This is a genomic window from Dichotomicrobium thermohalophilum (genome assembly GCF_003550175.1).
Lineage (GTDB): Bacteria > Pseudomonadota > Alphaproteobacteria > Rhizobiales > Rhodomicrobiaceae > Dichotomicrobium > Dichotomicrobium thermohalophilum.
On sequence record NZ_QXDF01000001.1, the window covers coordinates 93,232 to 119,679 of the forward strand.

Below are 26,448 nucleotides of genomic sequence, written 5' to 3' on the forward strand. Positions count from 1 at the left end.
ATATGTTTAACGTTATAAAGTAACATTCCATAGATGGACGAGGATCAACGCATGTTCAAGCTGACTGCAATTGCCGTCGCGCTGGGTGCGGTTGCCGCGCTCGCCGGCGCGCCCGCCAAAGCAAAACCCGAAATCGTCGTGTCGATCAAGCCGGTCCACTCGCTCGTCGCCGGCGTGACGCGCGGCGTGACCGAGCCGTACCTGCTGATCCCCGGCGCTGCAAGCCCGCATGCCTACTCGATGAAACCGTCAGACGCGCAGGCGCTGGAAAACGCTGATGTGGTGTTCTGGGTCGGAGAGGACATGGAGACCTTCATGGTGCGCCCGCTCGACGCGCTCGCCGGTGATGCCAAGGTGGTGCCGCTGGCCGAAGCGCCGGGCGTGACGCTGATGGATGTCCGCACGGGCGACGACTGGGAAGCGCATTCGCATGGCCACGGCGAACAGCACGCGCATGGCGAGGCGCATGGACATGGCCATGAGCACGGCCATGACCATGGCGAAAAGCACGCCCACGGCGAAGGCCACGGCCATGAGGATGGCGAAGAACATGCCGAAGGCCACGGCCACGATCACGCCGGGCATGGCCACGCGCATGGCGACACGGACGCGCATATCTGGCTCGATCCGGCAAACGCCAAGGCAATGATCGCGCATATCGTCGGTGTCCTGAGCGAAGCCGACCCGGCGAACGGTGAAACCTATACGCAGAACGGCGAAGAAATGATCGCGCGGCTCGACGAGCTGACCGCCGAACTCCGCGAAAAACTCGCCCCGGTGCAGGACAAGCCGTTCCTCGTCTTTCACGACGCCTATCAGTATTTCGAGGCCGCCTTCGACCTGAACGCCGTCGGCGCGATCACCCTGACCCCGGGCGTCCAGCCGAGCGCGCAGCGCGTGCGCGAAATTGGTGAAAAAGTCAGAAAGGCTGGCGCCAACTGTATCTTTGCGGAACCGCAGTTCGAGCCTAAACTGGTGGAAGTGGTTACGGAGGGTACGGATGCGCGGGCAGGCGTGCTCGATCCCCTCGGCGCGGACATCGCGGCGGGACCAGACTTGTATTTCGAACTCATGCGTCAGAACGTTGACGCGCTGGTGGGCTGCTTGTCAGCCGACAGCTAGGGGCCGGGCGCGCGTACTGCTCGCAGGCCTGCTCCTGCTGGGGCTCACGGTGCCCCAGGAGGCGCGGGCTCAGCCGGTGCACGACAAGGCCAAGCGCGACGCGACGGAAAAAACCATCGCCAAGAAGCTCGGCCAGCGCTCGGAAAGCGTCTGTCCGCTGCTCGACGAGATCGCGGAGAAGGCCGGAATCCCGCCGTTGTTCTTCGCCCGCCTGATCTGGCAGGAGAGCCGCTTCCGTGCGAACGCGGTCAGCCCGAAAGGCGCCCAGGGCATCGCCCAATTCATGCCCGGCACGGCCGACTTGCGCGGGCTAGCCGATCCGTTCGAGCCGAAATCCGCGCTGGTGGCCTCGGCTGCGTTCCTCGCCGATCTGCGCAAGGAATTTGGCAATCTCGGCCTCGCGGCGGCGGCCTACAATGCCGGGCCGCAGCGCGTGCGGGACTGGCTGTCGAACGAGCTGGTGATGCTGCCCGCCGAAACCCGCAAATATGTCGCAATCATTACCGGGCGGCTCCCGCAAGACTGGCGCAGCGGCGCCAACGACAGCGAACTCACGCACAAGCCGGTCACGCCGGACGACAGCGCCTGTGCGCGGCTCGTTCAGGTGCTTGAGCGCGGCGCGCCCGACCTGGAGACCGCGCCGTCTGCGCCTTGGGGCGTGCAGGTCGCCGGGCATTTCTCCAAGGCCAAGACCATTGCCCAATTCCGCCGGGTGCAGCGCCAGTTCAGCAGCATCATCGGCGACCGCAAGCCGATCCTCCGACGCGAGCGCAACCTCAGTCTCGGTCGCCGCCCCACTTATCAAGCCCGCCTCGGCGCGCCGAGCCGGCAGGAGGCCCGCAAGCTCTGCGACCGCCTCCGCGCCGCCGGCGGCGTCTGCATCGTCCTGCGCAACTGAAAGCGCGGCCACGTCGGCGCCACACACTACTGTCACCCCCGGGGACATGCCGACCCATGCGGCGCGCAGGCTTGCCGGCCTGATCGCCGTCCGCTACAGCAGTGATCCATGCGCCTTTACCGATCCTTCGCCACCGTCGGCGGCTTTACCATCATCAGCCGTGTGCTCGGCTTCGCGCGTGACGTGCTGATCGCCGCGGTGCTCGGGACCGGCTGGGTGGCGGACAGCTTCTTTGTGGCGTTCCGCTTTCCGAACCTGTTCCGCCGGCTGTTCGCCGAAGGTGCCTTCAATTCGGCTTTCGTGCCGCTTTTCTCGAAAAGGCTGGAGGGCGAGGGCGAGAGCGCGGCGCGGCAGTTCGCGGAAGAAGCCCTGGCGGTGCTGCTGTTCGCGCTGCTGCTGTTCACAGCGGTGGCGGAAGCGGCGATGCCTTGGCTGATGTATGTGATCGCGCCGGGGTTCTCCGAGGACCCTGAGAAGTTCGACCTCGCCACGCTGCTTACGCGCATCGCCTTCCCCTACCTCTTGTGCATGTCCCTGGTGGCGCTGCTGTCCGGCGTTCTGAACGCGCTCGGCAAGTTCGCAATGGCTGCCGCCGCGCCGATTATCCTCAACATCGTGCTGATCGGCGTCATGGTCGCGGCGCTGGCGCTTGGCCTCGGCGACGAGCCGGCCTCGGGCATCGTTCTCGCGTGGGGTGTGTCGGTAGCCGGGTTTCTGCAGCTTCTCGCGCTGGCCTTGGCGGCGCGCAACATGGGTATGGAGCTTAAGCTGCGCTGGCCGCGAATTACGCCCGGCGTGCGGCGTCTTGTCCAACTTGGCATTCCGGGCATTATCGCGGGCGGCATCACACAGTTCAACATCCTGATCGGCACGATCATCGCGTCGATGCAGGAGAGCGCGGTCTCATTCCTCTATTACGCCGAGAGGGTCTATCAGCTTCCGCTGGGCGTAGTCGGCATCGCCATCGGCGTGGTGCTGCTGCCCGATCTGTCGCGCAGCCTGCGCTCGGGCGATGATGCGGCAGTGAGCGCCAGCCAGAACCGCTCGTTCGAGTTTGCCCTGCTGCTGACGCTGCCGGCCTCCGTCGCGTTGTTCGTCGTGCCCGGCCCGATCATCCAGGTTCTGTTCGAGCGCGGCGCGTTCACCGTCGCCGACACCGAAGCGACCGCGCTGGCACTCGCGGCCTTCGCCTGGGGCTTGCCCGCCTTCGTGCTCATCAAGGTGTTCTCGCCAGCCTTCTTCGCGCGCGAGGACACCAAGACGCCGATGTATTATGCCGGTGCGGGGCTGGTCGTGAACGTGGCGGCATCACTTGCGCTTTTCCCGTTCTTCGGCCATGTGGGCATCGCCATAGCCACGACGGTTTCCGGCTGGGTCAACGCGCTGCTGCTGCTCATCACGCTTTACACGCGCGGCTTCTTCGAAACAGACGCGGCGCTGCGCCGGCGCGGACCGAAAATCCTGCTGTCCAGCCTCATCATGGGCGGCGTGCTCATCGGCGTGCAGGATCAGTTGGCGCATCTTTTCGCGCCCGCCAACGGCTTGAGCTTGCAGGTTGTCGCGCTCGCTGGCCTGGTCGGCAGCGGCCTGATTGCTTTTGGGCTGGCGGCGCAACTCACCGGCGCGGCGAGCATCCCGCGGCTGATGCGCAGCCTCCTCAAACGCCAGACGGCGTGACCACGGGAAAGCAGGTTCCGCAGGCTTGCGCGGACGCGGCGAGCGCGCGATAAACTGCGCCGGTCCGACACGAAGGAAGGATGATGAACGAACAGCGCGTGTTCTCGGGCGTTCAGCCCACCGGCAATCTGCACCTCGGCAACTATCTCGGCGCGATCACCAAATTCGTCGCGCTGCAGCAGGACTACGACTGCATCTACTGCGTCGTGGACCTGCACGCCATCACGCAGGACCGCGAAATCTGGGGCGGGCCAGAGGGTCTGCGCTCCAGCACGCGGCAGGTAACGGCGGCGTTCCTCGCGGCCGGGGTGGACGCCGAGAAGCACATCATCTTCAACCAGAGCCAGGTCTGCGCGCATTCCGAGCTGGCCTGGATCTTCAACTGCGTCGCGCGCATCGGCTGGCTGAACCGGATGACGCAGTTCAAGGAGAAGGCGGGCAAGCACCGCGAAAACGCCTCGGTGGGCCTGTACGCCTATCCCACGCTCATGGCCGCCGACATTCTCGCCTATCGTGCCACGCATGTTCCGGTGGGCGAGGATCAGAAGCAGCATCTCGAGCTGGCGCGGAACATCGCGCAGAAGTTCAACGTGGACTTTGCGGAAAGCGCGGCCGAGCGTGGCTACCCGGACGGCTTCTTCCCGCTGCCGGAGCCGCTGATCGGCGAGACCGCGGCGCGGATCATGTCGCTGCGCGACGGCGAAAAGAAGATGAGCAAGTCCGACCCGTCGGACATGTCGCGCATCAATCTGACTGACGACGCCGACGCCATTGCCAAGAAGATCCGCAAGGCCAAGACGGATCCGGAGCCGCTGCCATCGGAACTCGAAGGGCTGGAGGAGCGGGCGGAAGCTCGCAACCTCGTCGGCATCTACGCGGCTCTGGCGGATCAGACCTCCGCGCAGGTGCTGGAGGAGCATGGCGGGGCGACCTTCGCGACCTTCAAGGCGGCGCTTGCCGAACTGGCTATCGAAAAGCTGGCGCCAGTCAACGCGGAAATGCGCCGGCTGATGGCCGACCCGGGCCATATCGATGCCATCCTTACAGACGGCGCCCGACGCGCGCGGGAGATCGCCGACCCGAATATGAACATCATCAAGGATATTGTGGGCTTCATCGGGCATTGAGTATGCTGGGCGGCTGGCGCGGCATCACGAGCAGGAAAGGCGGCGAAAGATCATGGCCGACATCACGCGACGCGTTTTCGACGAGGGACATCGCCGGAAGTTCCTCGTGGTTCTCGATGAAACGCCGGAATGCGAGACGGCGCTCTCCTTTGCCGCGGCGCGCGCGGAGCGCACTGGCGGCGGGCTGGTCCTGCTGTTCGTCATCGAACCGGGCAGCTTCCAGCACTGGCTCGCGGTTGAGGAGGCGCAACGCGAGGAAGGCCTCAGCAAGGCGCAGGCCGTGTTTCGCCTCTATACACGCAAGCTGAAGTACTGGGGCCTGGATGAACTGCCGCGCGAACAAATCGTACGCGAAGGCGACAAGGCCGACGAAATCCGTCGAGTGATCGAAGAGGACAAGGACATCGCGGTCCTCACCCTCGGCGCATCCGCCGATCCCAGCGGCCCGGGTCCGCTGGTCACGACGCTCGCGGCCGGCGCGGGCGCGGGTAGCTTCCCGATCCCGATCACGATCGTGCCCGGCAACCTGACCTACGAGGAGATCAAGGGCATCGCGTGAGCAGCCACCTCTTCAAACAGCATCCGCGCACGACCATTTAAAGATATTCATGGCAGCCACGCGGAATGGCGAGTTGCTTTTTGCCCGGACTTATGCTCAGATTGAGCAAAAGTAGCCCGCGGGCGATGCAAGGAGGTTTTCGTCATGCCGACACCGCATATTGCTCTGGACACCCGAACCGAGCGCAAGCGCACGCCCGCGCGAAGCAGACTCGCTTACACGCCGGAAGTCGCGGAAGAAACGCGTGAACTCTACAATCGGGTCTCCAAGGTCATTACGCCGATGGAGTGGCCTGCGATCGCGCCATACGTGAAGGCGATCAACGACCTGAAGAAGGAGCACAACGCGGTCATCCTGGCGCACAACTATATGACGCCGGACATTTTCCACTGTGTCGCGGACATCGTGGGCGACTCGCTGCAGCTTGCAAAGGAAGCGGCAAGCACGGATGCCGACGTCATCGTCCAGTGCGGCGTACACTTCATGGCTGAGACCTCCAAGCTGCTGAACCCGGACAAGACTGTACTGATCCCGGACCAGCGCGCGGGCTGCTCGCTGGCCGAGTCGATCACGGCGGAGGACGTCCGCGCGCTGCGCGAAGCCTACCCGGGCGTGCCGATCGTGACCTATGTGAACACCTCGGCGGCGGTGAAGTCGGAATGCGACATCTGCTGCACTTCGTCCAATGCCGTGCAGGTCGTCGAATCCTTCGGCGTGGATCGCGTGCTGCTGATCCCGGACGAATATCTGGCGAAATACGTGGCCACGCAGACCGACGTTGAAATCCTATCCTGGAAGGGGCACTGCGAGGTCCACGAGCGGTTCACCGCCGACGAACTGCAAGCCTATCGCGAGGCCGAGCCGGGCCTGCGCATCATCGCCCACCCCGAATGCCCGCCGGATGTGCTGGCCGAGGCCGACTTCACCGGCTCCACCAACGGCATGATCAAATGGGTGGAGACGCACAAGCCGCAGAAGGTGCTGATGGTCACGGAATGCTCGATGAGCGACAACGTCGCCGTCGACGCGCCTGACACCGAGTTCGTCCGCCCGTGCAATCTGTGCCCGCACATGAAGCGGATCACGCTGCCGAAAATCCTGGAGTCGCTGGAGAACATGCGCGACGAGGTGCATGTCGAGGAAGCGGTCGCCATGAAGGCGCGGGAGGCGGTCGAGCGAATGATCAACCTGCCAGTGTAGCGTCCGTGGCGGAGCAGGCGATGCAGACAGGGGATGCGAGCGATGTCGTCATTGTCGGCGCGGGACTGGCGGGGCTGTTCACGGCGCTGAAGCTCGCGCCGCATCCGGTTACGTTGATTTCCCCGCAGCGGCTTGGCGACGGTGCCTCCAGCGCCTGGGCGCAGGGCGGCATTGCCGCCGCCGTGGCGGAGGGCGACACGCCGGAGGCCCACGCCGCCGACACGGTTCGCGCGGGCGGCGGGCTGGTGAACACAGCAATGGCGGAGTCGCTGGCGCGGGAAGCCGCGGCGCGCATCCAGGACTTGCTGGCGCTTGGCGTGCCGCTGGACCGCGACGGCACGGGCGCGCTGGCAGTTTCGCGGGAGGCCGCGCACAGCGCCGACCGGATCGTCCATGTCAAGGGCGATCAGGCCGGGCAGGCCGTGATGCAGGCGCTCGTCGCGGCGGTGCGGCGCACGCCCTCGATCCGCGTGATCGAGGCGCATGTGGCCGAAGACCTTATTAAGAACGGCCGGCGCGTAACCGGCGTGCGCGTCCGCTCGGCTGAGGGGTCCGGGGGTTACGTAATCCCCGCCCGCGCCGTCGTTCTGGCAAGCGGCGGCGTCGGGGGTCTCTACGCCACGACGACCAACCCGGTGCTCTCCCGCGGCGATGGGCTTGCGATCGCCGCGCGCGCGGGCGCGATCATCGGCGACGCCGAATTCGTCCAGTTTCACCCCACGGGCATCGAGGTGGCCCGCGACCCAGCGCCACTCGCTACCGAGGCGCTCCGCGGCGAAGGCGCGATTCTCGTCAACGGCCGCAGCGAACGGTTCATGCCAAGCATACACCCAGACGCCGAACTCGCGCCACGCGACGTCGTAGCCCGTGCCGTCCACCGCGAGGTCGTCAACGGACGCGGCGCCTATCTCGACTGCCGTGCCGCAATCGGTGGGCGCATGGCCGAGGACTTCCCAGCCGTCTACGGCGCCTGCAAGGACGCAGGGCTGGACCCGGCGCACGAACTGGTTCCGGTCGCACCGGCAGCGCATTACCACATGGGCGGCGTCTGGACGGACAGCATGGGCCGCACCAGCGTCGATCAGCTCTGGGCCTGCGGCGAGGTCGCCTGCACAGGCGTGCATGGCGCGAACCGGCTGGCCTCCAACTCGCTTCTGGAAGCTGTCGTGATGGGGGCGCGCATCGCACGGGACATCGCGCGCTTTGCCCCGGGCTGGCGGAGCAGCCCGCCGCCAAAGGTTGATAGCAGTCCGGTGTCCGCACGGGTCGAGCCGTCGGCTGAGGCGATCGCCGAACTTCGCGAGACCATGAGCCGACATGTGGGCATGGAGCGCTCGCGCGACGGGCTGGTCGCGGCGCTGCACGACCTGGACTCGCTGGATGTCGGCCCAGAGGGCGCGCTGTCGAACGCTATCGCCGCGGCGCGGTTGATCACCGTCTCGGCGCTGCTGCGCACCGAAAGCCGCGGCAGCCATTATCGCAGCGATTACCCCGAGCCGGACGACGCCTGGCGCCGTCACAGCCTGCTCACGCTGAGGCAGGCCGAAGCGATCGCCGCCGAAGTCACGGGGACGGCCAGCGAACCCATACGGCTAAGCGCATGACCGATCTCATTCCGCCGCCCGAGCATTTACTAGAGGAAGCCGTCACACGGGCGCTGCGGGAAGATCTGGGCCTAGCCGGCGACATCACCAGCACGGCCACCATTCCCGCGACTCAGACGAGTGAGGCCCGCATCGTCGTGCGCGAGCCGGGCGTGGTGGCGGGGCTACCACTCGCGCAGGCTGCAGTCCGCGCGTTGGACACACAGGTCGCTTTCGCGGCGCAGGTCGCCGATGGTGATCCCGTCGAAACCGGAACGGAGCTGGCCCTGATCACCGGGAACACGCGGACACTGCTGAGTGCGGAGCGCGTTGCGCTCAACTTCCTCGGCCGGCTAAGCGGCATCGCAACGCTGACCGCGCAATACGTGGCTGCCGTCAGCGGAACGCAGGCGCGCATCACCTGCACCCGCAAGACCACGCCGGGGCTGCGTGCGCTCGAGAAATATGCAGTCCGCGCGGGCGGTGGCGTCAACCATCGCTTCGGCCTGTTCGACGGCGTGCTCATCAAGGACAACCATGTGGCCGCGTCGGGCGGGGTCGGTCCGGCGGTCGAGCGGGCGCGCGCGGCGGCGGGTCACATGGTCCGAATTGAGGTGGAAGTCGACACGCTCGCGCAGCTTGACGAGGCGCTGGCTCTGGGCGTTGACGCCATCCTGCTCGACAATATGTCCCTTGATGACCTACGCGAAGCTGTGGCGCGCACCGGCGGGCGCGCGCTACTGGAGGCATCCGGCGGGGTCAGCCTCGAAACGGTCGGCGCGATCGCGGCAACCGGCGTCGACCTGATTTCCGCGGGCGCGCTCACGCATTCGGCCCGCTGTCTGGATGTGGCGCTGGATTTCGCGTCGGGTGGATGACCGGTGTGGAGATAATGAAATCTCGATGACAAGGGGGTTCACATCGTCGGCGCATGCGTTATATTACTGAGTAACGCGTTGAACGCGATGACTTCTCTGGACAAAAAGAGCGTCTGTCGCTGGCAGAGTTCAGCCGGGGATGCACATTTGGCGCGGGGTGGAGCAGCCCGGTAGCTCGTCAGGCTCATAACCTGAAGGTCGGAGGTTCAAATCCTCCCCCCGCAACCACCGTCTTATACTCGCCAGCCCCGGTTTTGGTCAGCACTCTAAGCTGAGCGAACATCTCGACTTCCACCTGTCCTGGTTCCTCGCTTGGGTAAATCACAACGCTGTGGACAAGGTCACGGACGGCGGCGAGCGTCTGGAGTCGCAGCGCTGGCCCGGTGGCACGGTCTGCCCGTTCTGCGAGCAGCGCGCGACCGTCAAAGCCCTGCCGCCCGAAGCCATGAAGAACAAGAAGGGCGAGCCGCAAATCGGCACGCTCTATGAGCGCTCGCATATCCCGCTGCACAAGTGGCTTCTGGCCACGCATCTCATGTGCTCCAGCAAGAAGAGCATGAACGCGCACCAGCTTCACCGTATGCTCGGCATCACCTACAAGTCCGCCTGGTTCATGGCGCATCGCATCCGCGAGGGCATGGGGCCGGACAAAGACGGCAACGACCCCATCGGCGGCGAAGGCAAGGTTGTCGAGAGCGACGAAACCTTCGTCGGCGGCAAGGCGCGCAACGCGCACAAGTCAAAGCCGATCCCGAAGAAGCACGCCGTTGTTGCCCAGGTCGAGCGTGACGGCGAAATCCGCGCCCATCATGTGCCGGACGTGGCCGCAAAGACGGTGCGCAAGTACCTTGCCACCTCAGTTGACCGCGCCAGCTACCTCATGACCGATGAAAGCATGGTCTATGTCGGCGTGACCAAGGAGTTCAAAGGCCATTCCTCGGTGAACCATTCGGCGGATGAATATGTGCCCTTCGGCTCCTTCGTGCATGTGAGCGGCGCGGAGAGCTTCTTCCCCTGCTAAAGCGCCGCGAGTATGAACGCATCACGCCATCTCCGAGCAGCTCCTACAGCGCTATGTGAACGAGGCCGCGTTCACATGAAACGGTCGCAAGCTGGACGATGCCCAGCGCGCCCATCTCGCCTTGCGCGGCATCGAAGGCAAAAGGCTGACCTATCGGCGGACTAACGGAGCCGCGCACGCCTAAGCAGAAGGCGAAGCGCCTTGTGCAATCGCGTAAAAAATCGCGCTCCAGATTCGACACAAAACGGTGAATCTCACATTCTGTCGCCGGCTGCCACCGGCAGCCTCTTTGGCCATCTGAACACACCACAAGTCTTTACAGGCGGACGACGCGGTGTCGTTCAGGGCGGTAGGCTCAACCTACCGGCGGCCATATGAGGTGACTCATGGCATGTACAAGGAAGGTCCGCACCGTGCGGACCTCCTCTAAGCCAGGGCCCAAGACCGTCAAGGTGGATAGCCATACGCGGTCCAAGCCCTCGAAGTGCGGCAAGCGGTAGTTAATCCCGCTTAATCGCCTTCAGATGAACGCCGGTGGCGGCCACCGTTTGTACCGCTATCCTGATTTTAGTTAACGCCCTGTTTGCGACCTTCGTCCTTCTTCGGCTTGTGCGGTTTGGGCGGCGTTTTCAGGAAATGGTCCACCACCTCTTTGAATTTCGGGTCTTTTGTCGGATCCGGTTCGTCATTCATAATCCCACCTCCAGCCTGCAAAACTAACATGTTTGAAAGCGCCAAACTAAAGGTCGAACGGGCCGATCATCACATCGCGGAGCTTGAGTCCGCATTCATGCGCTTCGTCGAGCGCAACCCTTATACCCTGTCGTTTGGCAAGAATCATGCGACCGGGAGTCCCGCTGTCCGCATCCGTTTCGGCAAAGAACTGCCTGAGACATTCGCCCTGATAATAGGCGATTCTATCCACAATCTGCGAACCGCCCTCGACCATATGACATGGGAACTCATCGGACGCGACGGCGGAGCGCAGAACCGCAACCTCAAATTCCCCACTGGGAGCGACCGCAGGAGTTTTGAAGCCGCCTGCAAAGGAATAAAAACACCCAGCCAGAACGTTATTGCCGTTCTCAAAGCGACGGAGGCTTTCCCAACCGGGCATGGTGAACCGCTCTATTCCCTCAGTCGCCTCGACAACGCGGACAAACACTTCGCTCTCACCCCGGTCATAAGTGCCGCAAAACTCTCCAACTTCACAATCTCCAGCCCCGATGGCCTTCTCAAAACGAAGTGGGAGAATTGCACCTTCAAACGCGGCTCCGGCGCTCTGCTCGACATCAGAGGTTTGCGTCAAGGGGAGCGTGTCGAACTGGATCAAGACACACAGGCGACCCCGGACATATTCTTCGGCAAGGTTGAAGGAGCCGTTGATGGAGAGCCTGTCTTTCCAACTCTCCGACAACTTCGCCATGCCACGGCGGACACTATCGACATCGTATCGCGGGCGATCACCTAAAGCGCTGGCCTGTCGTGAATCGCCTGCCGTCAGGATTCCATCCAGTCAAGCATAGAATTCCTTTCCGATCCCGAAAAATTTGCTGAAGTCGGCGAGGGGATCCAAAAGCATTGTCCGGGAATGATCATGCAGTTCTCGACTGGCGGACGCGGACGCGACCAGTCAAAACGAGGCGCAATGCTTCACTTGCGGCCGGACATGGCCTCTCTTGCCACGGGCTGCGTCAACTTTCCGAACTCCATCTACGAAAACCCGCCCGATTTCGTCGAGGGGCTTGCTCAACCGATGACTGACTATAACGTGAAGCCCGAGATCGAAGTCTTCGACGTGGCAATGCTTTACAATGCGGCCAACCTCGTGAAGCGGGGGTGTTGAAGGAGCCCGTTCATGTCCAGTTCGTCATCGCTATTCCCAACGCTCTGCCTGCTCGTCGCCAGCTATTGGAGTTTCTGGTGGGCGAGCTGAACGAAATCCTGCCCGGTGCCACATGGACCGCCGCCGGGATCGGGCGTCACCAGTTCGAGGTCAACAAGTGGGCGCTCGAACTTGGCGGACACTGCCGCACCGGGCTTGAAGACAACGTCCGCTTCGATCGTAACCGTCTCGCGGCAAGTAACGCCGAACTCGTCGAGAAGATCACGAGCATTATGCAGGACTACGGTCGTCGTCCGGCCTCTCCCGCCGAGGCGAGAGCGATCCTCAGCCTGAATTGAGAGGCATCGCCCGTCGTCTCGGACGCTCAACCTCTACTTTAAACGCCCGACGCCGCAAAAGCGGGGCCCGGGCGACGGCTCAGCCCCCGCCGGATGAATCGGCGAGCGCCTGTTCCTCCGCGCTCATCTCGGCACCGAACGGCTCGAACAGCGGTGTGGACAGGTAACGCTCGCCGGTATCGGGCAACATGACCAGGATGACGCTGCCTTCCGGGGCGCCGCGCGCGATCTCCATCGCGACGGCAAAGGTCGCGCCACCTGATACGCCCGTCAATATGCCTTCCTTGGCCGCAAGTTGCCGGGCCCAGTGAACACCATCGTCGCCGCTTACCGGACGAAGCTCGTCGTAAAGCCGCTTCTGGCGCGCTTCTTCCAAAACCCAGGGAATGAAGTCGGGCGTCCAGCCCTGAATGGGATGCGGATGCCAGGCCGGGTGCGTCTCCGCCGGTGCGTGTTCCGGGCCGCGTTCCTGCGGCTCCCCGCTTGCCAGGAGCTGGGCGTTGTCTGGCTCGCATAGCACGATGCGCGTCTCCGGGCGCTCGCGCCTTAGCACCCGGCCGACGCCGGTGACGGTCCCGCCGGTTCCAAAGCCCGTCACAAAGGTATCAAGTCGGTCGCCAGCAAAGTCCGCCATGATCTCGCGGCCGGTGGTGTGCTCATGGATGTCGGCGTTCGCCTCTGTCTCGAACTGGCGGGCGTAGAACCAGCCATTGGCATCCGCAAGCTCCTTGGCCTTGCGATACATGCCGACCGCGCGCTCGGCCGCTGGCGTGAGCACGACCTTTGCGCCGAGATAGCGCATCAGCTTGCGCCGCTCGATGGAGAAGCTCTCCGCCATCGTCACAACCAGACGATACCCCTTCGCCGCGCAAACCATGGCAAGCCCGATGCCGGTATTCCCGCTCGTGGCCTCCACAACGGTTTGGCCAGGCTTGAGCGCGCCGGTGCGCTCGGCGTGCTCGATAATGCCCAGTGCCAGCCGATCCTTGACCGAGGCCGCCGGGTTGAAGAACTCGCATTTGACATAGAGCCGTACGCCGGCCGGCGCGAGGTGGTTGATCCGCACGCAGGGCGTATTGCCGACGGTCTCGACAATGTTCTCGTAGAGGCGGCCTTGCCCGCTCGTGGTCCGGGTGTCAGCTGTGCTGTGCGGATGGTCGGCCATGACGCGGCTCCTTTTTGTGGTGCGGATCTTTCTCGGAATAGCCCCTTGCCGACATACCAAATCACAGACGCCGAAGCCGCGATACCCCAAGACGTCCGGGGGGCGCGACGCGCCTTAATTAGATTGACATTTTATTCCTGACAGCGCAGGTAGGTTATCAACGAATGATGACCGAAAAAGCCCTGCTCCGCCTCACATGGCTGTTCGTTCTGATCTGCATCGCGCCCATGGTTGCGGCGGCGTTGGCGGCTGTCGCGGGCGATCTCGACACATGGCGCGACGTGCTCTCCACGGTCCTGCCGGGCTATACCTACAACACGCTGCTGCTCGTCCTGATTGTCGGCGTGTCCACCGCGATCATCGGCAGCGTCACGGCCTGGCTCGTGACCGCCTATCAGTTTCCCGGTCGCCAATGGCTGGAGGTCGCGCTGGCCCTTCCGCTGGCATTTCCGGCCTACGTGCTAGCCTATGCCTACACTCAAATGCTGGACCACCCGGGGCCGGTGCAGACCTTGCTCCGCGAGATCACCGGCTGGGGGCCGCGGGAATACTGGTTCCCGGAAATCCGCAGCCTCGGCGGCGCGGCGGCGATGCTGACGATCGTTCTTTACCCCTATGTCTATCTGCTGGCGCGCGCCTCGTTCAGGCAGCAATCGGCAAATGCCTACATGGTCGCGCGCACGCTCGGCCGCAGCCCGGCGCGGGCCTTCCTGCGCGTTTCGCTACCGATGGCACGGCCGGCGATCGCGGGCGGAGCGCTGCTGGCGATCATGGAGACGATCGCGGATTTCGGCACAGTCTCATTCTTCAACGTGCAGACCTTTGCGACGGGGATCTATCAGGCCTGGTTCTCCGTTTACGACCGCGCCGCGGCGGCCCAGCTTTCGCTCTGCCTGCTGGCTTTCGCGCTGCTCGTGGCGGCGTTGGAGCGTATCTCGCGGGGCGGCGCCGGCACGGTCGGCAACGGCACGCGCTTCGAGGCACTGGACCGCGCAAGGCTGTCGGGCTGGTCCGGATGGGGCGCGACCGCGGTGTGCCTGCTGCCGGTTCTCGGCGGCTTCGTGATCCCTCTGATAATGCTTGGAATGATGGCGGTCGACTCCGGCCAGAGCATCCTCGATCCGCGTTATCTCGGCTTTGTGTCAAACTCCGTGACCGTGGCGGGCATCGCGGCAGCCCTGACCGTACTCGGTGCGGTGGTCATCGGGTTTCGCGCGCGCACGAAGCCCAGCCGCCTGTCCCGCTGGCTGGTCGTCGTCTCCGGCCTGGGGTATGCGGTGCCCGGCGGCGTCATTGCCGTCGGCTTGATGGTGCCGGTGGCAGCACTGGACAATGCGATCGATGCATTCATGGAAGCGCGTTTCGGCATCGACACGGGCCTGCTCATCACCGGCTCCATCTGGCTCATGGTTGCGGCCTATATGAGCCGGTTCATGGCCGCGGCGCTCAATGCCTATGACAGCGGCATGGCGACCGTTCCGCCGAACATGGATGCGGTTGCCCGCTCCCTGGGGCATGCCTCGCCGCGGGTGCTGCGCAGCGTGCATCTTCCGCTGGCGCGCAACAGCGTACTGACGGCGCTGCTGATCGTGTTCGTCGACGTGATGAAGGAATTGCCCGCAACGCTCATCCTTCACCCGTTCAACTTCCAGACGCTGGCAGTGCAGGCGCATAGACTGGCGGCGGATGAGCGCCTTGCCGAGGCGGCAGTCCCCTCGCTCGCGCTGGTTGCCGTCGGGCTTATCCCGGTGATCCTGCTCTGCCGCACGCTCGGCAAGCAGCAGGAGGGCATGCCCTCGACGGCGCGTCAGGGCACGGCGATCAGCGCCGGCTGAGCGCACAAAGAAAGGCCGCGCCCAAAGCGGACGCGGCCTCCCTTGGCAGAATGCGAGAGAGACTTACGGCCAACCGACTTCGTTGAAGACGGCCTGCGCTTCGGGTGCGTTCTCGCCGTAGACCTCGGCACCCGTTGAGGTGTCCGGGATGAAGTAGCCAAGCTGCGCGACGCCCTGATCAAGCGGAACACCCGGAACGGCCGGGAACTCGTTGTTCTGCTTGGCAAAATGCGACTGCGCGAAATCGGAGGTCAGGAACTCCAGGAACGCCACAGCATTCTCCCGATTCGGCGCGTTTGCCGTCACGGCTGCGGCCGCCAGGTTCACATGCGCGCCGCGACCGCTCTGATTGGGCCAGACCCAGCCGATCTCGTCGGTACTGTCGGTCACGCCCTCCACGTCGCTGACCAGCGCGCGAACATAGTAGTAGTGGTTGGCGATGGCGATGTCGCACTCGCCGGAGACAATGCCGCGAAGCTGGTCCGTGTCGTTGCCCTGCGGCTCGCGCGCCATGTTCTCATAAACGCCGGCGGCCCATTCCTTGGCCGTGTCGCGACCATGCGTCTCGATGATCGAGGCCATCAGCGACAGGTTGTAGATGTTCGAGGACGAACGGGAGCACACCATGTCATCGTACTGGTCGTCAGCCAGTGCCTCATAGGTCTGGGGCGGATCCTCCACTCGGTCCTTGGCGTAGAAGATGATACGCGCGCGCTGCGACATGCCGAACCAGTGGCCATCCGGATGACGCAGGTGCGGCGGAATCCGCTCCTTCAGCACCTCGGAATCCACCGGCGAGAGCAGGCCCGCCTCGTCCGCGCGCCAGATGCGGCCAGCGTCCACTGTCAGGAAAACGTCCGCGGGGCTGTTCTCGCCTTCGGCCTGCATTCGGGCGATCAACTCGTCGCTCTTGCCTTCGATGCGATTGACGGTGATCCCCGTGCGCTCCTTGAACTCGTCGAAGAGCACGTCATCGGTATCGTAGTGGCGGGCCGAATAAATATTCAACTCGCCATTGGCTGCGGCCGGCGCGGGCATCCCGACCGCTACGGCCATCGCCACAAGGGCGCAACCCGCGAAGCGCCCAAAGTATTCGTGTCGCATTTTTCTCCCTCCAATCATCGGGGGTCAAAGCCCCGGAATCGGATTGAACAGACGTGATATGGCGGGCGTCGCACGCGTCGGCAGCAGGGTGACCGGCCACGCCCACGGCAAATAAAAGCGGAGGAATTGATTTGAGTCAAACAAAATAAGCAATGAAAACAATAACTTAGAAGCAGTCTAATTCTAATTCTAAAGTGCAGGAGTCAGGAATTTGTCTGACGTAAATGACAAAGCTCCGCTCTGATCCTGGTCGGTCAGGGTCGGTTCGGCGGGGCGCGCGTGATGGCCCGGCCCGTCAGACTGAAATTAGAATAAATCTAATAATTATTCCGCTTGGGCAGGAAAAATCATCTCTATTAGAATTACATCAAGTCTAAATTGTCGCCATTTCGCAGAAACACAGCGATAAGACTTGAATTCTTCTTGACCGATCTGGCGCCGCCAAATACCATACTCTCACGCTCGGGAATACGGGCGGATATCACTTGCGCCGGCTTGTGGCCTTTTCGCGCCGTAGCCGGTCAGGCAAGACAAGCAGCGCAGAAGGGTAAGCCATGACGCTGGTCAAGCGCGGCATCTCCCGTCGGACCCTTTTGGTCTCGGCGAATGGGTCAAAAGGCGCGTTCCTGCGCGACCTCGACGGGCCCGAGCGGCTGACGGGCATGGGCTTCCGCTGCTGGCTGGCCGGCCAGCAGAACGGTCAAATGACCTGCTGGGAAGATGCCTGGAACCTCTATGCGCGCGAACTTGGGCCGGACGCGGCGCGGACAGTCATCCGTGACCTGTCATGCTGGGTGCGCGCGGTCAGCGGCCATGCACAGCGCGAGATCAGGCTCTGTCCGGCTGGGTGTGAGCGCTTCGCCTATGACGAGTGTCTCGCTGTGTCGATGATCGCCGCCGCCCAACACGACTGTCCGGCCATCAAGGCGTGCGCCTATGCCCTGCTGGGTGCTCAACCCATTGAAGAGGTGATCGTAAGCGCGTCGCGCTTTGCCGCGTGTCTAAGACACAACCAGGTGGTACTTGGGCCGGGGCCGATAGTCGATCCTGTCGGCGGCGCTGCGACCGACGGCGCGATCCACTGAACCGCGATGCACCTGCGCGAACTCGACGCCAACCTCATTGTCATTCTCGACGCGCTGCTTCTCGAAGCCAGCGTGACAAAGGCCGCCCAGCGGCTGGGCCGAAGCCCCTCGGCCGTCAGTCATGCGCTGGCGCGCCTGCGCGAGGTGTTTGATGACCCGCTGTTCGTGCGCGCCGGCCAGCGCCTTGTGCCGACCAGCCGCGCGACACAACTCGCGCCGACGGTGCATGTCATCGTTTCGGGGCTCGAAGGTCTGCTCAACAACGAGCGCAATTTCGAGCCGGAAGCGCAGGAGCGCAGCTTCGTGCTGGCCTGCCGGCCCGAGCTGGAGCTGACCTTGCTGGCTGCCGTGCGAGCGGCGCTTGCCAGCGCTGCCCCGGGCATCACGCTGCATCAGCGCGAGGCTGATGGCGTGGTGGACGCGCTGCGTACCGGCCGCATCGACCTCGCGATTGTCGACGGCGAGGCGGAGCCTAGCGCCAACGACATTTCGGCGGAGCGTCTTTACGACGAGCCTTTCGTCGCCCTCGCGCCAGAGCGGCAGAGCGCCAAGACCCTATGGCTTAATTCCGATGATTCGCCGCTTCTGTTCACCGCCGCTGGTCACGTTACGCACTTGTTCGACGGGCGCGGCCACCCGCAGCCCGCGACACTGGAGGCCGTCGCCTCACCGCTGATCGCGATTCATGCCGCGCTGGCGCGTCAGGGCATCGCGCTGGTCCCGGCAAGCGTCGCCACGCTTGCCGCGCGGCATATGGCCACGCGTTCCCTGACCACCAGTCCCGCCCTGCCATCCATTCCGCATCATTTGATCTGGCATCTGAGCAAGGAGCGGGACGCCTGCCATGCCTGGCTGCGTGATCACCTTCGCCGGTGCGCTAAGGGGGTAACGCAAACCGAACCGCCCGAACCGGTGCCGGCTTAATGCGCCGGCCTAAGAAGCCGGCGCAAGGTTTGTCAGTCGACGACCGTTTGCCCAATCTCCAGATAGACCTTGCCGACTCCGCGCGCCTCAGCCGCGTTGTGCGCCTCGGAGGACAGATGCAGCCGCTCAAGCGTCGCCGGTAAGGCAGCCATTTCCTCGTTGATCTTGGCCAGGGCAACCTCGAGCGTGTAGGTCAACTGATGGATGCGCTCCAATTCATCCACCGTCAGCTTGTCTTTGTTCAGCACTTCGGCGAGCTTCCGGTTATATTCTGAGAAATTCTTGACCGCTTCTTCAAGCGTTTCGGACGGCTTGGCGCGGTAGTGGTCGACCTCGTCCGCCGTTGCGGGGCCTGAGACAAGCGTCAGCCCAAGCGCAGCAGCCGCAAAGATAGCTGTCAGTTTCATTTTGTTTTCCTTTCCGCTTCCGAATTCAGTCGTCCGCCCACATGCGCAACAAGTTCGTGCGCGCCTTGTTGAGCCTGTCGATCGTCGACGACTTGCCCTCGCGCGCAAAAAGCTCCGAGGCTGTCATTTCCAGATCGAACAGGATTTCGCGTCGCTGCGGGTCGCGCACCCAGCTTGCGACCCAGCCGACCACTGCCAGCCGCTCGCCCTGCGTTACCGGCTCGACCCGGTGCAGGGTATTCGACGGGTAGAGCACCATCTCGCCCGCCTCCAGCCGGATGGTCCGCGCCTCAAGCGGGTCGTCGATGACCAGTCCGCCGCCGGAATAGGCGTCGGACGGCGACAGGAAGAGCGTGAAGGACAGATCAGTCCGCTGGCCGTCCATGATCGCGTCGTCGACATGCAGGCCGTATTCCATGCCGGGGCTGTAACGCGAGACGAGCAGACGCACGAACCGGCGCGGGCGGGCCGCCGCCTTGAATAGCCGGTTCTTCGTGAGCGTCGTCTTGACCTTCTCGGTGATCGCGTCCAGGGCGGGTGAGGCAGCGGCCTGCTCGTTGTGCTTGACCGGTTTCGCGTATTTCCCCGCGGTGGCGCGGCCGTCCTGAAAATCAAGCTCACCCGCCGCCTCGCGCAAAGCCGCGACCTCATAGTGGTCGAGCACTTCTCCCAGAACGAGGAACATCGCCTAGCTCAATCGCCCCGCCGCAATCTCCATGCGCGCGGCAGCACCGTAAATCTCCGATGCGTCGGGCTTGGAGATACCTTCGCCCGTGACGCCGCTGAAAACCGTTTCGGCATTTTCGGCATATCCGAGGACCGCTTCGGCGGCTTCGGCGACTTTCTTGTCATCGCTTTCGGCCAACTCGCGCGCTTCCTGCTTGACGATTTGGAGGAAGCCCCAGGCATCCTGGTATTCCTTGGCGTTGACCATCTCGCCGCCTTTGAAAGCCACTTGATACTCGTCGGCCGCGATGCGGGTCAGCAGCGCCAGCGCCTTCAGCTGGCTCGCCGCGCCGCCCTCGGTTTCCGAACGGATAGCCTCCAGCGTAGCCGTCATCTCGTCATAGAGCGCGGCGACGTCGTCCGCCGGCTTGCCGGCCTCGGCAGCTTCGCTCATCACTTCGAGTTGCGCTTTCAGGTCAGCGTGACCCATCTTTTCCAGCGGAGCGGCGACGGCGTCGTATTTCTCGACAATCGGATGGCCAATATGCTCCACGCCCAACTCGGTTTCGCCCATCTCATAGAGCTTCAAGCCGGCATAGGCATGGCCCTGCATGAAGCCCAGGTCGGTGAGAAGCTGGATTTCGGGGTCGACGGCGGCAGCGCCTTCGCCTTCACCTTCGCCCTCACCTTCACCTTCACCGCCCTCAGACGCTGCTTCTCCTTCGCCTTCGCCCTCGGCGGACGCGACCAGAAATTCGTCCTGCGAAGCGTTCCAGTCCGCATTGTTTTCGCCGGACAGTCCTGCCGTTTGGGCGGATCCGGCGGAACCTGCGACCGCCGTTGCGACCGCGCCGGCCATCACCCAGCGCCGCGCTCTGACAACCCGGTTCTGCTCCTTCTTGATCATGCGCGCCTCCCTCACTCACAATTCTTGATCCTCCAGGTCAATAATCTCACTCCGTAATCAGGGCAATTGCATTGTCTGCAGCAACCAACTTCGATGAGCTGCATTTCGTCATGCTGACCGGCTTCACACGCACAAACGACAGACGGGCGCGTCCCGCCAAGGGACGCGCCCGCCAATAGCAGTCACCAGGGAGAGAGCCGCGGTCCCAGCTTACTCGTTGTTGCCCCGCAGCACGAAATACAGCCCGATCAGCATCAGCACGACCTGAAACTCCATGCCGCCCATCGGATGCGTGTCCGACGGCACGAAGCTCCAGCGGCCCCAGTGGACCATGACAATCGCGCCGAGCATGACCGGGACAACGGCCAGCCCGCTCAGGCGGGTGATGATGTCGCCCATGAAGCCGGCCAGCAGACCTCCCAGAATGATTCCCACGCCGCCAGCGACCTCGGCGAAGGCGACCAGCGACCAGACCTCGAAAGAATGGCCCATCGGGACGGGACCACCGGCCATCAGGCCCTGAACCTTCGAGATGCCGTGAAAGATGAACACCGAGGCAAGCGCAAGACGAAGCAGCCAGTCGGAGGAGATGCGCACAGCCGCGGGGGTTTGAACGTAGGTTTGCTCAGCCATCAGATCGCTCCTTGTCTAATCCAGAAATAGAAATTGCATGCCTTTCCCTGACAGAAATGACTTTCTTCTTGATCACTGTCCAATAACGTTTGTGAAAGACGTCGCGCTATGACGATGAACTATTTGTGAGCGGCTCACGGTACACGCGCACTTGCCGCGTTCGTGCACATTCGCTTGACGCCCGCGCAGCATTGCGAATACTGTATACAAAATACGAAAGCGCACCGATGGACTCTCTGCCCAGACGATCCAGCATCCTCGACTCCGTGTACGTCGCAATCCGCGACGCCGTCTGTGATGGCGAGCTGGCGCCGGGCGCGCGCATCACGCAGGACGACATCGCGGAGCGGCTGGGCGTGTCGCGCCAGCCGGTTGTTCAGGCGCTCGTCCTTCTGAAATCTCAAGGATTTTTCCGCGAGGCCGGGCGGCGTGGCCTCATCGTGACGCCGGTCAGCGTGGACATGGTGCGCGCGATCTACGAACTGCGCGGGTCGCTGGACGAAACCGCCGCGCGCCTTGCCGCCGAGCGCGCCCGGCCGGACGACCTCGCCGAGGGTTGGGACATTCTGAAAGAAGGCGAGCGACTGGCGGAACGCGGCGCGGTGCGCGATCTCGTGAAATGCGACATGGCGTTCCACGAATGCGTCTACCGCCTGTCCGGCAACCCGCTGATCCGGCAGGCGCTGGAGCCGCATCTGCACCATCTGCGCCGCGTGATGATGGCCGTTGTCGAAGCGGCCAGCTATCGCACGAGGCTCTGGCAGGAGCACGCCGACATCCTCAAGGCCATCGCTGATGGCCACGCGGAACGGGCGGGCGCCCTGTCCCGCGCACATGTTGAAGCAGCTTCGGCCGAGATACAGGCAAAGCTGAAGACGGACGCGCCACAAGAAGAAAAACGCGCCATGAACTCAGGGAGGAAACACGATGAACGAGCAAGCCCCGATCCGGGTGATGCTCGCCAAGGTCGGCCTGGATGGGCATGACCGCGGCGTGAAGGTCGTGGCGCGCGCGCTGCGCGATGCCGGCATGGACGTGATCTACACGGGTCTGCACCGCACCGCCGAGGAGGTGGCGATGGCCGCGGTGCAGGAGGACGTCGACGTGCTCGGCATCAGCCTGTTGTCCGGCGCGCACATGACGATCTTCCCGAAAATCATCCGCGTGCTGGAAGAGCAGGATTCCAAGGGCATCATCCTGATGGGCGGGGGCGTCATACCGGAAGACGACGTGGTGCAGCTCAAGGAGATGGGCGTTCAGGAAATCCTGCTGCAGGACACGCCGCCGGATGCGGTCGTTACGCGCGTCCGTGAGCTCGTCGCCGAACGCGGCCCGCGGTAAGGGGGCCATCATGGAGTTCTGGTCCTTCCCGCCGCGCTATGACGACACCTATTTTCCCGAGACCGGCGCGCGTTACTGGTTCCCGCAGCGCGAGACCATGCCGCCGGCCGAGCGCGAGCATCACATTCTGGAGCGGCTCAAGCAGGTCGTGCGCTACGCCTATGACAATGCGCCGTTCTATCGCCACCACTGGGATGCGCGCGGCTTTCACCCCGATCATCTGAGCTCGCTAGAGGATTTCGAGGAGCGCGTGCCGGTCATCACCAAGGCCGATCTGCGCGCGGCGCAGGACCGCGCGCCGGTGTTCGGCGATTATCTTTGCGTGCCCGAAAGCGAAATTCACCACATCCACGGCACCTCCGGGACGACCGGCAACCCGACCGCCTTCGCCATCGGCCGCGACGACTGGCGGGCGATCGCCAACGCCCACGCGCGGATCATGTGGGCGATGGGCCTGCGGCCCGGCGATACGGTGTTCATCGGCTCGCTGTTCAGCCTCTACATGGGCTCGTGGGGCACGTTGATCGGCTCCGAGCGGTTGGGCGCGCGAGCCTTCCCGTTCGGCGCGGGCGCGACAGGCATGTCGGCGCGTGCGGTCGACTGGATGCGCCGCGTCAAGCCGGCGGCGTTCTACGGCACGCCATCCTATGCGATCCATCTCGCCGAAGTGGCGCGCGACAAGGGCATCGACCCGCGCGAATTCGAGCTGAAGCTGCTGTTCTTTTCGGGCGAGCCAGGGGCGTCCGTGCCCGGCGTGCGCGATCGTATCGCTGAGACATACGAGGCCCGCGTCATCGATTCTGGTTCGATGGCCGAGATGAGCCCGTGGATGAACGTGGCCGGGACGGCGGAAACCGACGGCATGCTGGCCTGGCAGGACGTCGTCTACACCGAGGTCTGTGACCCGAACACGATGCACCGCGTGCCCTACGGCCAGCGCGGCACGCCGGTCTATACGCATCTGGAGCGCACCTCGCAGCCGATGATCCGGCTCGTCTCCGGTGACCTCACGCTGTGGAAGGACGGGCCGACACCGTGCGGGCGCACTTATCCGCACCTTCCCTATGGCATCTTCGGGCGGATCGACGATTCCTTCACGGTGCGCGGCGAGAACGTCTACCCCAGCGAGATCGACGCCGCGCTCAACGCCTTGCCGGATTACGGCGGCGAGCACCGCATCATCATCACCCGCGAAACGGCGATGGACGAGCTTGTCGTGCAGGTCGAGGCGGCGCAGTCGGTGCACGCGGCTGGCGACGAGGCGATCGCGCAGTTTCGCGATCGCGTGTCGAACGAGTTGCATCGGCTGCTCGGTATCCGCGCGAATGTCGAGGTCGTTGAGGAGAAGACCATCCCGCGAACCGACTTCAAGGCGCGCCGGGTGATCGACGATCGCGAGATGTTCCGCGCCTTCGCCGAGAAACTGGGAGGCGGGTGATGACGGCGGCCCCATCCACAACGCTGGTCGCGGACGTGCTGGCGGGCAAGCCGTCCGCCATCGCACGGCTGATCTCGCGCGCGGAATCAGGCGCCGACGAGGCCGCCGAGGCGCTCGCGGAAATCCACCGCCACACCGGCAAGGCGCATATCGTCGGCATCACTGGTGTCCCCGGCAGCGGCAAGTCCACGTTGATCGCCCAGCTCTGCCGCAAGATACGCGAGGGCGGCCGGACGGTCGCCGTCAGCGCGGTCGATCCGACCAGCCCGTTTTCCGGCGGCTCGATCCTCGGCGACCGCGTGCGCATGAGCGATCTCAACGCCGATCCAGGCGTTTTCATCCGCTCCATGGCAACGCGCGGGGCGCTGGGCGGGCTGTCGCGCGCGACAATGCCCTCCGTCGAGATTTTCGATGCCGCCGGGTTCGATGTGGTCATCATCGAAACGGTGGGCGTCGGGCAGGACGAAGTGGACGTGGTGCGCTCGGCCCATACGACCGTCGTGGTCTCCGCGCCGGGGCTGGGCGACGACATTCAGGCGATCAAGGCGGGCGTGCTGGAAATCGCGGACATCCATGTCGTCAGCAAGGCGGACAAGCCGGACGCCAACCGCACGATTAGCGAACTCAAGGGGATGCTGACCATCGGCCTGCAATTGTCGGGCAAGATGGACTGGACCGTTCCCGTTATCGGCACCAGCGCCGTCTCCGGCGAGGGCATCGACGAGCTCGAAGAGACCATCGACCGGCACATGGCGCGGATGCGCGAGACCGGCGAACTCGAAGCGCGCCGCCGCCGCATGGCCGAGTGGCGCGTGCTCAAATCCGCCGAGGACATCCTGCGCGACGAGTTCACGCGCGACCGCGAGGGACGGATCGCGGCAATCGCGGAGCAGGTGGCGCGGCTCAACCTCGCACCGGAAGAAGGCGCGCGGCAACTGCTGGCCGAGATCAACAGGGAGACTGAGCGATGAGTAAGGACACGGCGCTGCGCGACAAGCTGGCCGAAGTGGCGCGCAATCTGCGTGAGTGGGAATCGGGTGAACTGGCTGAATTCCTGAAGCGCCAGCCGGAGCGCAAGGAGGAGTTCCGCACCTTCGGCGGGTTCCCGCTCAAGCGTGTCTACACCCCGCTCGACACCGCCGATATCCCGCATGAGGACATCGGCCTGCCGGGGCGCTACCCGTTCACGCGCGGGCCATACCCGACGATGTATCGCGGGCGGCTGTGGACGATGCGCCAGATCGCCGGCTTCGGCACCGGCGAGGACACCAACCGGCGCTTCAAATACCTTATTCAGCAGGGACAGACCGGCCTTTCCACCGATTTCGATATGCCCACGCTGATGGGCTACGATTCCGACCACCCGATGAGCGAAGGTGAGGTCGGCCGTGAAGGGGTGGCGGTCGACACGCTCGCGGACATGGAAGCACTCTACGACGGCATCGACCTTGAGAACATCTCGGTGTCGATGACCATCAACCCGACAGCGTGGATCCTGCTGGCGATGTATGTCGCGATGGCCCAAAAGCGCGGGCTGGACCTCAACAAGCTCTCCGGCACGATCCAGGCGGACATCCTCAAGGAATACATCGCGCAGAAGGAGTGGATCTTCCCGATCGAGCCATCGGTGCGGATCGTGCGCGACTGCATCACCTACTGCACCGCGAACATGAAGCGGTACAACCCGATCAACATCTCCGGCTACCACATCTCCGAGGCCGGCGCATCGCCCTTGCAGGAGGTCGCCTTCACGATGGCGAACGCGATCACCTATGTCGAGGAGGTGCTGAAGACCGGCGTCGATGTTGACGACTTCGCGCCGCGGCTGGCCTTCTTCTTTGTCTGCCAGACGGATTTCTTCGAGGAGGTGGCGAAGTTCCGCGCCGCGCGCCGGGTCTACGCCAAGATCATGAAGGAGCGCTTCGGCGCGAAGAACCCGGCCTCGATGCGCCTGCGCTTCCACTGCCAGACCGCAGCGGCGACGCTGACCAAGCCGCAATACAAGAACAACATCGTCCGCACGGGCTATCAGGCACTCGCGGCTGTGATGGGTGGCGCGCAGAGCCTGCACACCAACGGCATGGACGAAGCCTTCGCCATCCCCACCGAGGAAGCCATGAAGGTCGCGCTGCGCACACAGCAAATCGCTGCCTACGAGACCCGCGTGCCCGACGTGATCGACCCGCTCGGCGGCTCCTATCTTGTCGAGAGCCTCACCAGCGAATACGAAAAGGCGATCTTCGCCATCCTCGACGAGATCGACGAGAAGGGCGGCACCATCAAGCTCATCAACGAGGGCTGGTTCCAGCGCCACATCTCCGACTTCGCCTACGAGATCGCGATCAAGAAGCAGGACGGCGAACATCCGGTCGTTGGCGTCAACTGCTACCGCGACGACGAGGAAGAAGACGACATCGAAATCCACCCCTACGATCCGGACACGGCCGAGCGCCAGATCGCACGGCTGCAGCAGGTGCGCGCCAGCCGCGACGAAGCGAAGGTTCAGGAGCTTCTCGAAAAGCTGAAGGCCGTCGCGCGGGACGAGAGTCAGAACATCGTGCCGGTCACGATCGAGCTGGTGCGGGAGGGCGCGAGCATGGGGGACATCGTCGAGACGCTCAAGACGGTCTGGGGCACCTATCGCGAGACGCCGGTGTTCTAGCGGCTTCCCGAACCGCCACAGCTTCGCAACGA

24 protein-coding genes, 1 tRNA gene and 2 pseudogenes are annotated in these 26,448 nt (G+C 64.0%); 20 read left to right on the forward strand and 7 right to left on the reverse strand.

Features of this window, described 5'->3' with window-relative positions; translation table 11 throughout:
* Positions 1-51: 51 nt before the first annotated feature.
* From BXY53_RS00385 to BXY53_RS00430, 10 genes and pseudogenes are all read left to right on the forward strand, one after another.
* Positions 52-1,122 (forward strand): zinc ABC transporter substrate-binding protein, encoded by a 1,071-nt coding sequence (locus BXY53_RS00385; protein ID WP_119061678.1) that lies wholly within the window; start codon positions 52-54, stop codon positions 1,120-1,122.
* Between the two features lie 49 nt (positions 1,123-1,171).
* On the forward strand, positions 1,172-2,020 hold the full coding sequence (locus BXY53_RS00390) for a lytic transglycosylase domain-containing protein (RefSeq protein ID WP_170144270.1): 849 nt from the start codon (positions 1,172-1,174) through the stop codon (positions 2,018-2,020).
* A gap of 108 nt (positions 2,021-2,128) precedes the next feature.
* Positions 2,129-3,697 (forward strand): murein biosynthesis integral membrane protein MurJ, encoded by a 1,569-nt coding sequence (gene murJ, locus BXY53_RS00395; RefSeq protein WP_119059990.1) that lies wholly within the window; start codon positions 2,129-2,131, stop codon positions 3,695-3,697.
* Positions 3,698-3,777: 80 nt separating this feature from the next.
* Complete coding sequence (trpS, locus tag BXY53_RS00400) at positions 3,778-4,824, forward strand: tryptophan--tRNA ligase (RefSeq protein ID WP_119059991.1); 1,047 nt, start codon at positions 3,778-3,780, stop codon at positions 4,822-4,824.
* 52 nt (positions 4,825-4,876) lie between these two features.
* The gene (locus BXY53_RS00405; RefSeq protein WP_119059992.1) at positions 4,877-5,383 is read left to right on the forward strand and encodes a universal stress protein; all 507 of its coding nucleotides are present in this window, start codon (positions 4,877-4,879) and stop codon (positions 5,381-5,383) included.
* Between the two features lie 144 nt (positions 5,384-5,527).
* Entirely contained in the window at positions 5,528-6,583 is a 1,056-nt protein-coding gene (gene nadA, locus BXY53_RS00410) for a quinolinate synthase NadA (protein WP_119059993.1), read from the forward strand.
* Positions 6,584-6,603: 20 nt separating this feature from the next.
* Positions 6,604-8,187, forward strand: a complete 1,584-nt coding sequence (locus tag BXY53_RS00415) for an L-aspartate oxidase (RefSeq protein WP_119059994.1) — start codon at positions 6,604-6,606, stop codon at positions 8,185-8,187.
* Positions 8,184-9,044, forward strand: a complete 861-nt coding sequence (gene nadC, locus BXY53_RS00420; protein WP_119059995.1) for a carboxylating nicotinate-nucleotide diphosphorylase — start codon at positions 8,184-8,186, stop codon at positions 9,042-9,044. Before BXY53_RS00415 ends, nadC begins: the two co-directional genes overlap by 4 nt.
* Before the next feature lie 151 nt (positions 9,045-9,195).
* Positions 9,196-9,272 (forward strand) — tRNA-Met (locus BXY53_RS00425).
* Between the two features lie 247 nt (positions 9,273-9,519).
* A pseudogene (locus BXY53_RS00430) lies at positions 9,520-10,065 on the forward strand (IS1595 family transposase); the annotation flags it as partial.
* A 567-nt stretch (positions 10,066-10,632) separates the two neighbouring features.
* On the opposite strand, the gene BXY53_RS14335 reads toward BXY53_RS00430, so the two are convergent.
* Positions 10,633-10,758, reverse strand: coding sequence for a hypothetical protein (locus BXY53_RS14335; RefSeq protein WP_280985235.1), 126 nt, complete (start codon positions 10,756-10,758; stop codon positions 10,633-10,635).
* Between the two features lie 28 nt (positions 10,759-10,786).
* Between BXY53_RS14335 and BXY53_RS13930 the strand changes: the two genes are divergently transcribed.
* Entirely contained in the window at positions 10,787-11,536 is a 750-nt protein-coding gene (locus BXY53_RS13930; protein ID WP_147361457.1) for a hypothetical protein, read from the forward strand.
* 120 nt (positions 11,537-11,656) lie between these two features.
* Positions 11,657-12,249: pseudogene (locus BXY53_RS00440) on the forward strand (beta-keto acid cleavage family enzyme).
* 79 nt (positions 12,250-12,328) lie between these two features.
* Here the strand turns inward: BXY53_RS00440 and cysK are convergent.
* A complete protein-coding gene (gene cysK, locus BXY53_RS00445) occupies positions 12,329-13,414 on the reverse strand; it encodes a cysteine synthase A (RefSeq protein WP_119059998.1) in 1,086 nt (361 codons plus the stop codon).
* Between the two features lie 164 nt (positions 13,415-13,578).
* On the opposite strand from cysK, the gene BXY53_RS00450 reads away from it, so the two are divergent.
* On the forward strand, positions 13,579-15,249 hold the full coding sequence (locus BXY53_RS00450) for an ABC transporter permease (protein WP_245410307.1): 1,671 nt from the start codon (positions 13,579-13,581) through the stop codon (positions 15,247-15,249).
* A gap of 63 nt (positions 15,250-15,312) precedes the next feature.
* On the opposite strand, the gene BXY53_RS00455 is transcribed toward BXY53_RS00450, so the two are convergent.
* Positions 15,313-16,353 (reverse strand): extracellular solute-binding protein, encoded by a 1,041-nt coding sequence (locus BXY53_RS00455; protein ID WP_210209106.1) that lies wholly within the window; start codon positions 16,351-16,353, stop codon positions 15,313-15,315.
* Between the two features lie 554 nt (positions 16,354-16,907).
* Between BXY53_RS00455 and BXY53_RS00460 the strand changes: the two genes are divergently transcribed.
* The gene (locus BXY53_RS00460) at positions 16,908-17,438 is read left to right on the forward strand and encodes a hypothetical protein (protein WP_119059999.1); all 531 of its coding nucleotides are present in this window, start codon (positions 16,908-16,910) and stop codon (positions 17,436-17,438) included.
* A 6-nt stretch (positions 17,439-17,444) separates the two neighbouring features.
* Positions 17,445-18,362, forward strand: a complete 918-nt coding sequence (locus BXY53_RS00465; protein ID WP_119060000.1) for a LysR family transcriptional regulator — start codon at positions 17,445-17,447, stop codon at positions 18,360-18,362.
* Positions 18,363-18,394: 32 nt separating this feature from the next.
* Here BXY53_RS00465 and BXY53_RS00470 read toward each other — a convergent pair whose 3' ends face one another.
* From BXY53_RS00470 to BXY53_RS00490, 4 genes are all read right to left on the reverse strand, one after another.
* On the reverse strand, positions 18,395-18,769 hold the full coding sequence (locus BXY53_RS00470; protein WP_119060001.1) for a DUF6746 family protein: 375 nt from the start codon (positions 18,767-18,769) through the stop codon (positions 18,395-18,397).
* A 25-nt stretch (positions 18,770-18,794) separates the two neighbouring features.
* Positions 18,795-19,454 carry a Fe2+-dependent dioxygenase gene (locus tag BXY53_RS00475; RefSeq protein ID WP_119060002.1) on the reverse strand — a complete coding sequence of 220 codons (660 nt, stop codon included), beginning with the start codon at positions 19,452-19,454 and terminating at the stop codon, positions 18,795-18,797.
* 3 nt (positions 19,455-19,457) lie between these two features.
* Positions 19,458-20,342, reverse strand: coding sequence for a hypothetical protein (locus BXY53_RS00480; protein ID WP_170144271.1), 885 nt, complete (start codon positions 20,340-20,342; stop codon positions 19,458-19,460).
* Positions 20,343-20,552: 210 nt separating this feature from the next.
* Positions 20,553-20,975, reverse strand: coding sequence for a DoxX family protein (locus BXY53_RS00490; RefSeq protein ID WP_119060004.1), 423 nt, complete (start codon positions 20,973-20,975; stop codon positions 20,553-20,555).
* 227 nt (positions 20,976-21,202) lie between these two features.
* Between BXY53_RS00490 and BXY53_RS00495 the strand changes: the two genes are divergently transcribed.
* From BXY53_RS00495 to BXY53_RS00515, 5 genes are read left to right on the forward strand one after another with little or no spacing between them, the layout of a single operon-like run.
* On the forward strand, positions 21,203-21,961 hold the full coding sequence (locus BXY53_RS00495) for a GntR family transcriptional regulator (protein ID WP_119060005.1): 759 nt from the start codon (positions 21,203-21,205) through the stop codon (positions 21,959-21,961).
* Positions 21,903-22,316 (forward strand): cobalamin B12-binding domain-containing protein, encoded by a 414-nt coding sequence (locus BXY53_RS00500; RefSeq protein ID WP_119060006.1) that lies wholly within the window; start codon positions 21,903-21,905, stop codon positions 22,314-22,316. The genes BXY53_RS00495 and BXY53_RS00500 overlap by 59 nt, the downstream gene beginning before the upstream one ends.
* A 10-nt stretch (positions 22,317-22,326) precedes the next feature.
* Positions 22,327-23,754: a phenylacetate--CoA ligase family protein gene (locus BXY53_RS00505; protein ID WP_119060007.1), complete on the forward strand. Its 1,428-nt coding sequence runs from the start codon at positions 22,327-22,329 to the stop codon at positions 23,752-23,754.
* A complete protein-coding gene (meaB, locus tag BXY53_RS00510) occupies positions 23,754-24,725 on the forward strand; it encodes a methylmalonyl Co-A mutase-associated GTPase MeaB (RefSeq protein WP_119060008.1) in 972 nt (323 codons plus the stop codon). The genes BXY53_RS00505 and meaB overlap by 1 nt, the downstream gene beginning before the upstream one ends.
* Positions 24,722-26,416: a methylmalonyl-CoA mutase family protein gene (locus BXY53_RS00515; protein ID WP_119060009.1), complete on the forward strand. Its 1,695-nt coding sequence runs from the start codon at positions 24,722-24,724 to the stop codon at positions 26,414-26,416. Before meaB ends, BXY53_RS00515 begins: the two co-directional genes overlap by 4 nt.
* Positions 26,417-26,448: the final 32 nt, after the last annotated feature.